This is a genomic window from Streptomyces sp. NPDC088097 (genome assembly GCF_044741845.1).
Taxonomy (GTDB): domain Bacteria; phylum Actinomycetota; class Actinomycetes; order Streptomycetales; family Streptomycetaceae; genus Streptomyces.
Map to the genome: position 1 here is coordinate 1 of NZ_JBIUTJ010000002.1, position 12983 is coordinate 12983.

The following is a 12983-nucleotide window of genomic DNA, read 5'->3' on the forward strand; positions in this document are numbered from 1 at the left end:
TCTCTCGCGTGGGTGGCAGCCCCGGTCTGCCCCGCCATGGGGGGCGACCCCCCCCGGTTTCAGTGGGCCCCGGCGGCCCCCGGGCCCCCCCCCGCCGGCCCCCCCCCCGCCCCGGGGGGGGGCCCGCCCGGCCGCGTCGGCGTCAGTTCTTCGCGAGGAGGGCGTTCATGCGGCTGATCTCCGCGCCCTGGGAGCGGATGATGGCGTCGGCCATGTCCTTGGCCGGCTGGTGGGCGCCCTCGGTCCGCTCCGTCCGGGCCATGGCGACCGCGCCCTCGTGGTGCTTCACCATCAGGCGGAGGAACTCGGTGTCGAAGGCCTTGCCCGAGGCCTTGGCCAGCAGGTCCATCTCCGCGGAGCTCATCATCGAGGACATGTCGTGCCCCTCGTGTCCGGAGTCCGCCGCGGGGACCTGCTGCCCCCAGGAGGTCAGCCAACCCGACAGGGTGGCGATCTCGGGGTCCTGGGCCTTCTTGATCTCCTCGGCCAGCGCCTTGACCTCGGCCGATTCGGCCCGGGTCGGGGCGAGGGAGGCCATCTCGATGGCCTGACGGTGGTGCGGGACCATCCCCTGCGCGAAGGCGGTGTCCGCCGCGTTGGCGCCGCCCGTGGGGGTGGTGGTGCTCTTCGCGGTGGGCGTGGCGCCCGCGGCCTGGTGGGAACCGTGCGCGGAGCCGTCGGAAGGGTTGTCGGAGGTCCCGGAACCGCAGGCGGCGAGGAGGAGGAGGCCGGCGGCCGTCGCGACGGCCAGTCGGGTGGTGCGGGTGGTGCGGGTGGTCTTGGTCATGGCGGTACTGCTCCTGTGCTGTACGAAGGTACGGGGGTCGGCTCGTCGGCGGGAACGCCGAAGCCGGCCTATACGCGCAGGAGTTGCAGTTCGCTCAGGGAGGGGGGCGCGCGTCCGCACGCCGTCGCCGGGGGCGCCGCTTGCCACGAGGGGGCCGCCGAGGCCGGCGCGGTGTCCGGGGCTGCCGCCGGAGCGGCCAGGATCGGGGCGCCGCTCGTGCCGGCCGCCGCGCAGGTGGGGTCCGCGTGCCGGCCGTGACCGTCGCCGGGGCCCTCGTCCGCGCAACCGCCCGGATCGGCGGCCATGGCGGCGTGGTCGGCCCGGACGGTGTGATCGGCCCGGACGCTGTGGTCGGCCCGGACGGTGTGCGTGGTGTGCGCGGTGGGCGGGGGAGCGGGCGTCGAGGTGAGCCCGTGCATGGCCAGGATGCCGGTGAGCACGGCGAGGACGCAGAGGAGGAGGGCGGGGCGGCGCGCGGAAGGGCCGGGCGATGGCGCCACCCGCCCCGCCGGTCCCGTCAGACCCGTCGCCGTCCTCATGCCGGGCATCGTAGGCGACGTGGGCGGGATACTCCAAAGGGGTAGGGGGTATGCGCGCGCCGAGGGCGGGAGGTCCCCTCGCTGCTCAGAGGGGGACGGCGCGCAGGAGGACCAGGGAGCCCTCGTACGTGGGCCGGGTGCGCAGGTGGCCGTGGCGTTCGTCCCACGCGCCGGACTCCAGGTCGCGGGAAAGGGCGGTGGTGAAGCGGCCCCGCACCGCGTCGTCCACGAAGCCCCACGCCGCGCAGTCCGCGCGGGAGGCCGGGTCGAGGAGCATCTCGGGGCGGCCGTAGTAGGCCTCGTTGAATCCGTCCGTGCAGTCGAGCGGGACGGGTAGGGACTCCACGCTCCCGGTGCCCCCGAGCGCGGTGGCCATGTCCTCGATCGCCGGATGGCGACGGGCCTCGACGTCCAGGACCTCGGGCGCGTACTCGTACAGCCAGAAATCGCGGACCAGCTGCGGATCGCAGGTCAGGATGACGATCGGGCCGCGCGTCACGCGCCGCACCTCGCGCAGTCCCGCCTTGACGTCGTTCCACTCGTGCACGCTGAACAGGGTCATGGCCGCCTCGAACTCCCCGTCCCCGAAGGGCAGGTCCTCCGCGACGGCGTCCACCGCCGGCGCCGGGCCGGCCGGTCGCCGGTCGCGCATGGAGCGCGAGGGCTCGACCGCCGTGACGGAACGGGCCACCGACTCGTACGACCCGCAGCCCGCTCCGACGTTGAGGACCGAGCGGGCGTCGCCCAGGGCCGCGGCGATGGCGCGGGCGATCCGGGGGTCCGGTCGCCGGTATCCGAAGGAGGTCGAGCCGATGCGACCGTAGTCGACGTCCCCCGCACTGCCGTCCGTCGTGCGCTCGTTCATGATCCACCTCGCCAGATCGGTCCGCGTCCTCAACATCCTGCATCTGCGAGGCAGATGAGAGCAACAGGGTGCCAATTTCTTCTCGGAATAGCCCAATTGGCTTGCAGATGTTTGTCCCTTACGCCCCCCGGTGGGGCTTCACCGGGCGCCCCTCGTGGAGTTCGAGGGGCCCCTCGCCCTCGGCGCGCGCCGCCAGGCAGGACTCGATCTGGCGGCGCAGCACCGGCGAGACCAGTCCGCGCAGTTCGGCAGGTCGAACGGTGCTCCAGCGCAGCAGCTCGTGCCGCGGCAGCCGGATGCGGGCGAGGGCGGCCGGGTCGAGCACCCCGCCGTCGTAGAGGAAGCGGATCCGGGCCGGGTGGCCGGGCCGGTGGGACCAGTTGACGGCGAGGAGGCGGCCGGGATCGCGCTCCAGGCCGATCTCCTCGCGGACCTCGCGGGCCGCCGCCTCCCGCGGCGTCTCGCCGAGGTCGCTGTCGACGCCGCCGCCGGGGAGCAGCCAGCGGTCCGGCTCGCCGTAGCCGGGCTGCACGAGCAGGACCGCGCCGTCCTCGTCGGTGAACACCACGTTCGCGGCGGTGAGCGCCTTGGGGCGGGCGGCCCGGTGGGAGGCGGCGTCGTAGGTTCCCGCGCGCTCCAGGGCCGCCCGGTCGGCCGGGTCCAGACCGGCGGGGGAGCCGGGCTGGGGAACACCGGCCACCAGGTGCGCGAAGGAGCCGGTGCGCAGGGCGGCGAGGGCGGCGCGCAGTCGCGGCGCGAGCCGCTCGGGCAGCCGCTCGGCCGCGTCGTCCGGGCTGAGCCAGTGCACCCCGCCGCCCTCCCCGTCCGCGAAGGAGACGTCCTCCGCCTCGTCGGCCGTCAGCGGCCCCACCAGGTGGAGGTGGATCACGAGGGAGCGCCCGAGCGCGCCCGGCGGGCAGGAGTCGACGGCCAGGAGCCGGCCGACGGGGACCCTCAGGTCCAACTCCTCCGCGAGCGCTCGGGCCAGCCCCGTCTCCGGGGTCTCCGTGTCCTCGACCGTGCCGCACGGAAGCTCCGGGTCGTCCTGGCCGGAGGTGGTCAGGACGAGGACCCGCCCGCGGTGGTCGAGGACGACCCCGGTCGCGGCGACGAGCGGGGCGGGTCGGGCGGCGAAGTGGGCGCGCACGGCCTCGGGCGACGGGCGGTCCGACACGGTGGCGGCTCCTGTGGGTCGGGGGAGGGGTACCGGAATCAGTACCACGCCCCGCGGATGCCGGCAGGCCAGAGGTCCGGGATTGGCCCTCCTGACGCGGTCGCCCCGGAAGCAGACTGGAGGGGTCGTACGCCGGCCCGCCGTGGCCGTGCGCCGTGGAGGGAGAACGTCATGGCCGAGGGCCGGGTGGTGGTCGGGGTGAGCGGTTCCCTCGGGAGCCTCGCCGCACTGCGCGCCGGTGCCCGCGAGGCCCGGCTCGCGGGGCGGGAGCTGGTGGCCGTGACGGCCTGGGCCCCGCCGGAGGGAGAGGGGATGTACGCGCGCAGCCCCGACCGGGCCTGGGCGGCCGTGTGGGAGGTCGAGGCGCGGCGCACCCTGGACCGGGCCTTCGAGCAGGCTTTCGGCGGGACGCCGCCGGGGCTGACGCCGACACGGCTGGTGGTCCGTGACGACGCGGTGCGGGCCTTGTGCGCGGTCGCGGCCCAGCCCGGCGACCTGCTCGTCGTCGGGGCCCGACCGCGACCCCGCCGGTTCGGGCGGGGCGGCCGGGTGGGGCGCGGGCTGCGCGGGCGGGCCGTCTGCCCGGTGCTGACGGTCCCGACGCTCCCGCCGGACCCGCGCGAGGTGCGCAGGCTCCGCCGGGCCACCCCGGAGGACTTCAGGCCCGTACGAGGAGCATCCCGCCCATCGTGACCATCGTCGCGGCGACCAGCCCGTCCAGCACCCGCCAGGCTCCCGGTCGCGCGAGCGGGCCGCTCAGCAGCCGCGCCCCGTAGCCCAGCGCGCCGAACCAGACGACGCTGGCCAGGACCGCGCCGCAGCCGAAGGCCCAGCGCAGGTCGCCCCGATCGGCGGCGAGGGAGCCCACCAGCAGGACGGTGTCCAGGTAGACGTGCGGGTTCAGCCAGGTCATGGCCAGGCAGGTCAGCACCGCCGCACGGACCGAACCGCCGGCGAGGCCGCGTCCGGGGCCGGTGGCCCCCTCGGCGGTCAGTGCCGCGCCCGGGGCCGGCCGGAGCACCCGGCGCGCGGCGAGGACCCCGTAGGAGACCAGGAAACAGCCGCCGGCGATCGCGACCGCGGTCAGGGCGGCCGGCCAGGCGGTGACGAACGCGCCGACCCCGGCCACGCCGACGCAGATGAGCACCGCGTCCGACACGGCGCAGATGGCGACCACGGCGAGGACGGCGTGGCGGCGCGCTCCCTGGCGCAGGACGAAGGCGTTCTGGGCGCCGATGGCGACGATGAGGGAGAGGCCGGTGCCGAAGCCGGCCAGCGCGGCCGCCGCGATGGCGCCGATGTCGTGGGTGCCGTGTGTCATGTCTTCGACCGTAAGGAGACGGCAGGGATCAGTACAGCTAAAGATTTTTACGTACCATTAGCGCTCGTGATGGAAGACCTCCCGCCCGAACAGGTGCGGACCCTGCTCGCCGTCGTGGACGAGGGCACCTTCGACGCGGCCGCCGCGGCCCTGCACGTGACGCCCTCCGCCGTCAGCCAGCGCGTGAAGGCCCTCGAACAGCGGACCGGACGGGTCCTGCTGATGCGGTCCAAGCCGGTACGGCCCACCGAGTCGGGGGAGGTGCTCGTCCGCTTCGGCCGTCAATTGGCCCGGCTGGAGCGGGACGCCCGGGCCGAGCTGGGCATGGACACGGCGGAGGGCGCGGCCGGCCCGGTGCGGCTGCCGATCGCCGTCAACGCGGACTCCCTCGCGACCTGGTTCCTGCCCGCGCTGACCCGCGTACCGCAGGAGCCGCAGGTCTGCTTCGAGCTGTACCGCGAGGACGAGGGCCACACGACGGCCCTGCTCCGCGAGGGGCGGGTGATGGCCGCCGTCACCTCCTCCCCGGTCCCGGTGGCGGGGTGCACGGTGCGCGCGCTGGGCCTGGCCCGGTACCTGCCCGTGGCGAACCCGGCCTTCGCGGCCCGGTACCTCGCCGGAGCGCCGGACCGGTTCCTCCGGGAGGCCCCCGTGATCACCTTCGACCGGCGCGACGACCTCCAGGACGCCTACGTACGGGCCCTGGCCGGGCCCGGCGCCGCGGCGTCCCCCGCCCGCCACCGGATGCCGACCTCGGAGGGCTTCCGGGACGCCGTCGCCGCCGGGCTCGGCTGGGGCCTGGTGCCCGAGGCGCAGGCGGAGCCGCTGCTGCGGGCCGGGGCGGTGGTGCCGGTGGGGGCGGGCCGGCCGCTGGACGTACGGCTGTACTGGCAGCAGTGGAAGCTGGACTCGCCCGCGCTGGCACGGGTCGCGGGGGCGGTCGCCGAAGCCGCCCGCGAAGCCCTCCTCGCCCCGGACTCGGCCCCGGGCGGCGCGGTGCGGGGGGACTGAGGGCTGTCCCGTGCTCCCTGGTGGGCGCGGTGGCCGTGGCGGAGCGGGGCGGCCGTGGCGGAGGGTCGGCGAGGCGGTGGCAGACTGGCCGCTGATCCGCCGAAGGGGAGTACGTCCTTGTCCATGTTCAGCAACCTGCGCCGGGCCGTGCGCCGCGGCTACCGCCAGGCCGTCGACCTCAGCCACCCCGCCCGCTCCCCCCTCGGCAGCGCGGTCGTCAACTGCCTCGTCTACCGCGACGGCGTCCGCCAGGAGGACTGCGCGCAGGTCGGAGAGGCCCTGCGCCGGGTCCGCAAGTCGGGCGAGGGCTTCGTCTGGATCGGACTGCACGAGCCCTCGAAGGGGGAACTGGCCGGGCTCGCCGAGCTGTTCGGCCTGCACCCCCTCGCCGTCGAGGACGCCGTCAACGCCCACCAGCGTCCCAAGGTGGAGCGCTACGACGACACCCTCTTCGCCGTCTTCAAGACCGTCCGCTACGTCGAGCACGAGGAGCTGACGGCGACCAGCGAGGTGGTCGAGACGGGGGAGCTGATGGCCTTCGTCGGCGGCGACTTCGTGATCACCATCCGGCACGGCGGCCGGGGCACCCTCGGCCCGGTCCGCGAGGCGCTGGAGGAGCAGCCGGAGCAACTGGCCAAGGGGCCCGCGGCCGTGCTGCACGCGATGGCGGACCACGTGGTCGACGACTACGTCGCCGTCACGGACGCCGTGCAGAACGACATGGACGCGGTGGAGACGGCCGTGTTCAGCGAGGGCGGCAACCGCGGTGACGCGGGCCGCATCTACCAACTCAAGCGCGAACTCCTCGAACTGCGGCGCGCGGTGGCCCCGTTGAGCCGTCCCCTGCAACACCTGGCCACCCAACCGATAGCGGTCATCCCGGCGGAGGCCCGCGCCTACTTCCGCGACGTCGCCGACCACCTCGCGCGCGCCACCGAGCAGATCAACGCCTACGACGGGCTCCTCGACTCCGTCCTCCAGGCCCACCTGGCGCAGGTGACGGTCGCGCAGAACGAGGACATGCGCAAGATCACGGCCTGGGCGGCGATCGTCGCCATTCCGACGATGGTCTGCGGGGTCTACGGCATGAACTTCGACAACATGCCCGAACTGCACTGGACGTACGGCTACCCCCTCATCGTCGGTGTCATGGCCGTGGCCTGCTTCGTCGTCCATCGGGGCTTTCGCCGCAACGGCTGGCTCTGAGGGCGTCCCGCGCGTCGGGAATCCCGGTGGCCGCCCGGGCCCGAGCCCCGGTAGCGTCCGCCACCGAAGGATCGGCAGCGTGGAACGGAGCAGCGGTATGGGGCAGACAGCGGTGGCGGAGTCGGTCGGTGGGGAACTCGGAGGTCGGCGGGTGCGGTTGGAGCCCCTCGACCACCGGCACCACGACGGACTGTGCGAGGCCGTCCGTGACGGGAAGCTGTGGGAACTCGCGGTGACGATGGTCCCGCACCCGGACGACGTACGCGAGTTCATCGCGGCGGGCATCGAGGCCCGAGAGGCGGGCACGGCGCGCCCGTACGCCACCGTCGACCTGGCCACGGGTCGGATCGTGGGCTCCACCCGTCTGATGATGATCAACACGGAGCACCGGCGGTTGGAGATCGGCTGGACCTTCATCGGCCGGTCCCGGCAGCGGACCGGGATCAACGTCGAGGCCAAACTGTTGATGCTCACCCACGCCTTCGAGGACCTCGGCGTGAACCGGGTCGAGCTGCTCACCGACCTGCGCAACAGTGCCTCGCGCGCCGCGATAGCCCGGCTCGGCGCGACGGAGGAGGGCGTCATGCGGGCGCACATGGTGATGCCCGACGGTCACGTCCGCGACACCGTCCTCTACGCCCTCACCCGCCCCGAATGGCCCGCCGCCAAGAGCGCGTTGACCGCCCGCCTGGCCGCCGGCCCCGCGTAGGCCGCCTTACGCCGGCAGGCGGTGGGCGCGGCACACGAAATGGGACGGGGCGTCCTCGTACTCCGCCAGGTGCCAGCCCGTCGCTTCGAGGGCCGGGGCGAGGTTCGGCGCGGCGAGGGGGTCGTCGGGGCTGAGCGGGCGGCCGTGCCGGGCGGCGCGTTCGGCCCGGCCCGAGGGGTGGAAGACGAGCAGCTCCCCACCGGTCGCGCACACGCGGGCCCATTCGGCGAGGGCCGTGCGGGGCTGGGGGAGGTGGTCCAGCAGCCCGGCGGCGAAGATGCCGTGCACCGTCCCCGAGGCCAGCGGCAGGCGCGTGCAATCGGCCAGCAGCAGCAGCCGGCCCGGCCCCTCCCGGCCCACCCGGGCGGCGGCCGTGAGCATGGCCGGGGTCAGATCGATGCCGAGCACCGTGCCGCTCGCCCCGACCCGCTCCCGCAGCGCGGGCATGGCGCGACCGCTGCCGCAGCCGAGGTCCAGCGCGGTCTGGCCCGGCGCCAACCGCATCCGGGCCACGGCCGCCTCGTAGGCCGGGGTCTGGTAGGCGAACCGCTCCTCCCAGGCCTCGGCGCGCGGAGTGAAGAACGTCCGGGTGGCGGTGTGCTCGGCCCGCCCGGCCACCAGCTCCGCGAACCGCCCGAGCAGCCCCGCGGCGCCGATGTCCCCGAGCGGTACGGGCAGGCCCCACGCGCTGCCGCCGACGCGGAACGCGAGCGCCCCAACGGCCTCGGCCCCGCCCGCCGGGCCGGTCTCCCCGGCGCCGCCGACCGGGCCGGCTCCGTCTCCGAGCAGCGGATCGGTGCCTTCGGGCCCCCGGGTCCCGATCCGGGTCCCGTCGTCCGCCGCGCGCGCCAACAGGGCCGCCGCGTCCCCGAGGGCCAGTACGGGGACCTCGGCCGCGAGGGCCTCCCGCAGCAGCGGCAACGCCTCCGGGGTGTCCCCCGTCAGCACCAGGCCCTCGATGCCGATGAGCCCGGGCGGCACGGGGTCTCCCGACCAGGGGTCACAGCGGCGGACCTCCGACCCGGCCGAGCCGAACACGTCCAGGGGGTCGGGGAAACGGGGGTCGGGGAAACCGACGCCATCCGGGGAGTACGGACCGCCCGGGGCGGGGTCCAGGGGGTCCGGTCCGGGCGCCGGCGCGTGGCGGATCACGACGAGGGGCATCGGCACCTCCTTGCTCAGGTTCACGGCTGTGCATGACAGCCCACGCGGCCGATTCGGGCCGCATATGCGCAAGGATGCCCTGCCAGGGGCCGCATGTGCCAGGGTGTGTCCACGCCGGATCCGGGGCCCGCGCGTCGAAACACCGCGATCGGCGCGCGGGGAACTCCTCCGCGGGGAACTCCCCTCACCCTCGATCCCGCACGGGGCGGAGCCGCCCACTCCGCGCCGGACCCGGGCCGTACCGCCAGTGAACCAAGGGGCGGATGTGCCACGGGACCGGTCCGGGCCACGGAATTCCGTGGCCCGGACCGGTCCTGCCTGGTCAATGCTCCAGGGGCGGTGGCGTCACCGGGGCGTCACCGGGCCGTCACAGGGGCATCAGCATCAGGGGGGCGCTCGTCGGCCGCGCCGAGCCGCCCTCCGGCTCCAGCGTCACCCCGACCGCGGTGGCCCGGCCGAGGGGGGCCGTCAGGACGGAGGCGCCGTCCCCGCGGACCAGCCCGGCCGGCCGCATCACCGTCCCGTCGGCCAGCCACAGCTGGTACGTGCGTCCGGCGGGGGCGTCCGGCAGCCCGGAGCTGACGAAGGCCGCGCGGTCCCTGGCCGCCGAGACCACCACCGTCGCCCGGGCGCCGGCCGCCGACCGGCCCGCCACCGTGCGGGCGTCCGGGGCCGCCAGCACCGCCGTCAGGTTCTGGAGGGCGGCCGTCGCCCGCTGGGCCTGTCGGTGCTCGTGCAGCGCCGTGCCGCCCACGGCGAGCACCCCCGCCATGCAGGCGGCGAGGGCCAGGGGCAGGGCGCGGCGCCGCAGGGCCACGATGCCCCGGCGCTGGGGCGGGAGTTGTCGAACCCCGTCGATCCGGGCCAGCACCGTCGCCCGCATCCCGGGCGGGGCCGGCAGGGACGCCGCCGCGCCGAGCCGGGCGGCTGTCGCCGTGAACTCCCGTACGTCCTGGGTGCATTGCGCGCAGCGCTCCAGGTGGCGCTCGAAGGCGTCCCGTTCGGCCTGGTCCAGCGCGTCCAGGGCGTAGGCGCCCGAGAGCGCGTGGAGCTGTTCGGTGTCGGTTCTCGTGCGGCTCATGCCGTGACCCCCATGCAGTCGCGCAGCCGGATCAGTCCGTCGCGCAGCCGTGTCTTGACCGTGGGCAGCGGGGTGTCGAGTCTCTCCGCGACCTCGCGGTAGGTCAGCCCGCCGTAGTAGGCGAGGCTGACGGCCTGTCGCTGGAGTTCGGTCAGGCCGCGCACGCAGCGCCGTACCTGCTCGCTCTCCAATCGGATCTCCACCTGCTCGCTCACCTCGTCGTACGGGCGGGCGTGTTCGCGCGCCGCCGTGTCCTGTTCGCGGGCGGTCGCGGCCTGGGCGGAACGGACCCGGTCCACGGCCCGGCGGTGCGCGATCGTCAGCACCCAGGTCATGACGCTGCCCTTGTCGGGGCGGTAGCGCGGGGCCTGCTTCCAGACCTCGATGAGCACTTCCTGGGCCACTTCCTCGGACTGCGCCCGGTCGCGCAGGACCTTGACGACGATGCCGTGGACCGGCCCCGCGACCACGTCGTACAGGGTGGCGAAGGCGTCCTGGTCGCCACGGGCGACGTGCTCCATGAGGGCGGGGAGATCGGCCGCGGCGGACCGTTCCTGCGGCGCCCCGAAGGGGACGGACTGCCTCACGCGGTCCCCCTCGGCCCGTGGGGTGCGGGGCGGCGGCGCGTTCGGCTCATGTGGGGTCCTCCGGGAGGTGACGGCGGCGGTCATGAGGGACTTCGGAGCGGGGACCCCGGATGGATTGGTCTCCTCCGGACTTCTTTCCGAAGGGTGTTCCCGGCCTCAGATGTCTGGTAGGAAAGTTTCCTAACGGAATCGGTAAGGCTCAACCCCCCTCTGGAGGCCTTGTGTTCACCCCCCACCGCAAGACGCTGACCATCGGCGCGCTCCTCGGCGCCGCCCTTCTCGCCGCGCCCGTCGCGGCGCACGCCACCGCCCTGGCCGGCCCGGCGGCGACCTCCGCAGCCGTGAAGGCGGCCGCCGCGGCCACCGGACTCGACGATCCGGCGAAGAAGGACATCGCCATGCAGATCGTCTCCAGCGCCGAGAACTCCTCGCTGGACTGGAAGGCCCAGTACAAGTACATCGAGGACATAGGCGACGGGCGCGGCTACACGGCCGGGATCATCGGCTTCTGTTCCGGCACGGGCGACATGCTCGACCTCGTCGAGTACTACACGCAGGTCAAGCCCGGCAACGTGCTCGCCAAGTACCTGCCCGCCCTCCGCAAGGTCGACGGGACCGACTCCCACACCGGGCTCGACCCGAACTTCACCAAGGACTGGGCGAAGGCGGCCCAGGACGCCGACTTCAAGAAGGCGCAGGACCACGAGCGCGACCGGGTCTACTTCAACCCGGCCGTCCAGCAGGGCAAGACCGACGGCGTCGGCACGCTCGGACAGTTCACCTACTACGACGCCATCGTCATGCACGGCGACGGCACCGACTCCACCAGCTTCCGCAACATCCGCAAGCGCGCCCTGACCAAGGCCAAGCCCCCGGCCCAGGGCGGCAACGAGACCACCTGGCTCAACGCCTTCCTCGACGCCCGCGTCTGGGCGATGAAGCAGGAGGAGGCCCACAGCGACACCAGCCGGGTCGACACCGCCCAGCGGGTCTTCCTGAAGAAGGGCAACCTCAACCTCAACACCCCGCTCGACTGGAAGGTCTACGGAGACTCCTTCCACATCGGCTGACGCTCCCCGAGCGGCCCGGGACGGATCCCCTCCCCGTTCCGGGCCCCGGCGCGGCGGCGCACCGCCCAACCCGCGAGCACCGCCGCGCCGGCCAGCCCGTACGCCCACTGCACCGTCGCCCCGCCCAGGAAGCGCCACCCCAGGTACGCCGCCGCCCCCGCCAGGGCCACGCCCAGCCACTCCGCGCGCCCGTCCAGCGCCACCAGGGCGATCAGCAGCAGCGCGTACCAGGAGTAGCCCGGGGTCGTCAGCAGGAACGCCGTCCCCGTCACCAACAGCGCCGCGCTCCACGGCCGCTCCGGATCCCCGCGCAGCCAGACGTACGCGACCACCGCGAGCATCCCCACGGCCACCGCCGGCACCGACCAGGAGTCCGGCAGCACCAGCCGCAGCAACGCGTAACGGTGGCCCGCGCCCGGATCGTCGTACCCCTCCTCCTGCGCGTAGCCGCCCAGGTAGCCGAACACCGACGAGGAGGACGCCCACACGTACGGCAGGTAGCTCAGCCCGACCACCGCCGCCGCGGGCACCAGCACCGCCGCCGCGTCCCGCCACCGCCGGACACCGGCCAACGCGCCGGGCAGCAACACGGCCGGCAGCAGCTTCGTCGCGATCGCCAACCCGAACAGCGTCCCGCCCAGCACCCGCCGGCCCGTCACCACCCCCAGGGCCGCGACCGACAACAGGACGGCGAGCACGTCCACGTGCGCGTTGTTCACCGCCTCCACCGCCACCGCCGGACACCAGGCCCAGTAGGCGACGGTACGGGCGTCCGCTCCGATCCGGCGCCGGATCGCCAGCAGCGCCCCGGTGACGCCGAGCGCCGCCAGCGCCCCGCCGATCTGTAGGGCCTTGTGGCGCACGCCGGCCGGTGAGACCTGGTCGACGACCGCGAAGTAGCCCTCTGCGACCGGCGGGTAGATCGTGTGCACCGTGGGCCGGTTGATCCTGGTGCACACGCCCGGTTCCACGACCACCCGGTCCCGGCCCCGGCACGAGGCGGGGGTGTGCGGGAACAGCCAGTCGTCGCGCAACCCCCGCAACGCCGGATCCGCCGGGGCGTGGTCGTACGGGGAGATCCCGGCGTTCTGCACCCGCCCGTCCCAGGCGTAGCGGAAGGAATCGGTACTGGTCAGCGGGGGCCCCGCCAGACCCGTGGCGGCCACCGCCAGCGCCCCCGCGAGGACCAGCCCGGGAACGTGCCGCAGCGGCACCCACCGCAAGGACAACGCGGCCAGGCCGAACAGCAGCCAGGAGGCCGCGTACCAACCGGTCAACGACGCGGGATCGGTGAAGTACCCCGGATTGCGGACGGTCGGAACGAGCACGGCGGTCAGGGCGGCGAGGAGCAGCACGGTCACGGCGACCGCGCGCTGGGGGCGGGACTGGTCCATGCCCGCCAGCCTCGCAGCGCGGACCGCCCGCGAGGCTCCGACCGGCCCGGTGTCCGCGTTTCGTAAGGTGTCCGA

The 12983-nt window shown here is 74.6% G+C and carries 14 protein-coding genes; 5 read left to right on the plus strand and 9 right to left on the minus strand.

What is annotated here, in order from left to right; all coding sequences use genetic code 11:
- Nucleotides 1–142: 142 nt before the first annotated feature.
- From ACIOD1_RS06075 to ACIOD1_RS06090, 4 genes are all read right to left on the minus strand, one after another.
- Nucleotides 143–787, minus strand: a complete 645-nt coding sequence (locus ACIOD1_RS06075) for a DUF305 domain-containing protein (protein WP_401900503.1) — start codon at nucleotides 785–787, stop codon at nucleotides 143–145.
- Between the two features lie 68 nt (nucleotides 788–855).
- Entirely contained in the window at nucleotides 856–1326 is a 471-nt protein-coding gene (locus ACIOD1_RS06080) for a DUF6153 family protein (RefSeq protein ID WP_401900506.1), read from the minus strand.
- A gap of 85 nt (nucleotides 1327–1411) precedes the next feature.
- Nucleotides 1412–2191 carry a class I SAM-dependent methyltransferase gene (locus tag ACIOD1_RS06085; protein ID WP_401900508.1) on the minus strand — a complete coding sequence of 260 codons (780 nt, stop codon included), beginning with the start codon at nucleotides 2189–2191 and terminating at the stop codon, nucleotides 1412–1414.
- Between the two features lie 118 nt (nucleotides 2192–2309).
- Nucleotides 2310–3365: an NUDIX hydrolase gene (locus ACIOD1_RS06090; protein ID WP_401900510.1), complete on the minus strand. Its 1056-nt coding sequence runs from the start codon at nucleotides 3363–3365 to the stop codon at nucleotides 2310–2312.
- Nucleotides 3366–3536: 171 nt separating this feature from the next.
- On the opposite strand from ACIOD1_RS06090, the gene ACIOD1_RS06095 reads away from it, so the two are divergent.
- A complete protein-coding gene (locus ACIOD1_RS06095; RefSeq protein ID WP_401900512.1) occupies nucleotides 3537–4058 on the plus strand; it encodes a universal stress protein in 522 nt (173 codons plus the stop codon).
- Here ACIOD1_RS06095 and ACIOD1_RS06100 read toward each other — a convergent pair.
- Nucleotides 4024–4686, minus strand: a complete 663-nt coding sequence (locus ACIOD1_RS06100) for a LysE/ArgO family amino acid transporter (RefSeq protein ID WP_365619927.1) — start codon at nucleotides 4684–4686, stop codon at nucleotides 4024–4026. The two genes, ACIOD1_RS06095 and ACIOD1_RS06100, sit on opposite strands and share 35 nt — an antisense overlap.
- 69 nt (nucleotides 4687–4755) lie before the next feature.
- Between ACIOD1_RS06100 and ACIOD1_RS06105 the strand changes: the two genes are divergently transcribed.
- The 3 genes from ACIOD1_RS06105 to ACIOD1_RS06115 all read left to right on the plus strand — a co-directional run bounded on the left by ACIOD1_RS06105 (nucleotide 4756) and on the right by ACIOD1_RS06115 (nucleotide 7612).
- Nucleotides 4756–5697, plus strand: a complete 942-nt coding sequence (locus ACIOD1_RS06105; protein WP_401901372.1) for a LysR family transcriptional regulator ArgP — start codon at nucleotides 4756–4758, stop codon at nucleotides 5695–5697.
- Between the two features lie 123 nt (nucleotides 5698–5820).
- Entirely contained in the window at nucleotides 5821–6903 is a 1083-nt protein-coding gene (corA, locus tag ACIOD1_RS06110; RefSeq protein WP_401900515.1) for a magnesium/cobalt transporter CorA, read from the plus strand.
- A 97-nt stretch (nucleotides 6904–7000) separates the two neighbouring features.
- Complete coding sequence (locus tag ACIOD1_RS06115; RefSeq protein WP_401900517.1) at nucleotides 7001–7612, plus strand: GNAT family N-acetyltransferase; 612 nt, start codon at nucleotides 7001–7003, stop codon at nucleotides 7610–7612.
- A 6-nt stretch (nucleotides 7613–7618) separates the two neighbouring features.
- Here ACIOD1_RS06115 and ACIOD1_RS06120 read toward each other — a convergent pair whose 3' ends face one another.
- The 3 genes from ACIOD1_RS06120 to ACIOD1_RS06130 all read right to left on the minus strand — a co-directional run bounded on the left by ACIOD1_RS06120 (nucleotide 7619) and on the right by ACIOD1_RS06130 (nucleotide 10444).
- A complete protein-coding gene (locus ACIOD1_RS06120; RefSeq protein ID WP_401900519.1) occupies nucleotides 7619–8800 on the minus strand; it encodes a methyltransferase domain-containing protein in 1182 nt (393 codons plus the stop codon).
- 343 nt (nucleotides 8801–9143) lie between these two features.
- Nucleotides 9144–9857, minus strand: a complete 714-nt coding sequence (locus tag ACIOD1_RS06125) for an anti-sigma factor domain-containing protein (RefSeq protein ID WP_401900521.1) — start codon at nucleotides 9855–9857, stop codon at nucleotides 9144–9146.
- The gene (locus ACIOD1_RS06130) at nucleotides 9854–10444 is read right to left on the minus strand and encodes a sigma-70 family RNA polymerase sigma factor (protein ID WP_401900524.1); all 591 of its coding nucleotides are present in this window, start codon (nucleotides 10442–10444) and stop codon (nucleotides 9854–9856) included. Before ACIOD1_RS06130 ends, ACIOD1_RS06125 begins: the two co-directional genes overlap by 4 nt.
- A 221-nt stretch (nucleotides 10445–10665) precedes the next feature.
- Between ACIOD1_RS06130 and ACIOD1_RS06135 the strand changes: the two genes are divergently transcribed.
- Entirely contained in the window at nucleotides 10666–11514 is an 849-nt protein-coding gene (locus ACIOD1_RS06135) for a chitosanase (protein ID WP_401900527.1), read from the plus strand.
- On the opposite strand, the gene ACIOD1_RS06140 is transcribed toward ACIOD1_RS06135, so the two are convergent.
- Nucleotides 11487–12908, minus strand: coding sequence for a glycosyltransferase family 87 protein (locus ACIOD1_RS06140; protein WP_401900529.1), 1422 nt, complete (start codon nucleotides 12906–12908; stop codon nucleotides 11487–11489). The genes ACIOD1_RS06135 and ACIOD1_RS06140 overlap by 28 nt on opposite strands.
- Between the last annotated feature and the right edge of the window lie 75 nt (nucleotides 12909–12983).

Coding starts and splice junctions, on each gene's coding strand:
- ACIOD1_RS06080 (WP_401900506.1), bottom strand. CDS start 1,326: ATGAGGACGGCGACGGGTCTGACGGGACCGGCGGGGCGGGTGGCGCCA.
- ACIOD1_RS06140 (WP_401900529.1), bottom strand. CDS start 12,908: ATGGACCAGTCCCGCCCCCAGCGCGCGGTCGCCGTGACCGTGCTGCTC.
- ACIOD1_RS06075 (WP_401900503.1), bottom strand. CDS start 787: ATGACCAAGACCACCCGCACCACCCGCACCACCCGACTGGCCGTCGCG.
- ACIOD1_RS06125 (WP_401900521.1), bottom strand. CDS start 9,857: ATGAGCCGCACGAGAACCGACACCGAACAGCTCCACGCGCTCTCGGGC.
- corA (WP_401900515.1), top strand. CDS start 5,821: ATGTTCAGCAACCTGCGCCGGGCCGTGCGCCGCGGCTACCGCCAGGCC.
- ACIOD1_RS06095 (WP_401900512.1), top strand. CDS start 3,537: ATGGCCGAGGGCCGGGTGGTGGTCGGGGTGAGCGGTTCCCTCGGGAGC.
- ACIOD1_RS06100 (WP_365619927.1), bottom strand. CDS start 4,686: ATGACACACGGCACCCACGACATCGGCGCCATCGCGGCGGCCGCGCTG.
- ACIOD1_RS06105 (WP_401901372.1), top strand. CDS start 4,756: ATGGAAGACCTCCCGCCCGAACAGGTGCGGACCCTGCTCGCCGTCGTG.
- ACIOD1_RS06085 (WP_401900508.1), bottom strand. CDS start 2,191: ATGAACGAGCGCACGACGGACGGCAGTGCGGGGGACGTCGACTACGGT.
- ACIOD1_RS06115 (WP_401900517.1), top strand. CDS start 7,001: ATGGGGCAGACAGCGGTGGCGGAGTCGGTCGGTGGGGAACTCGGAGGT.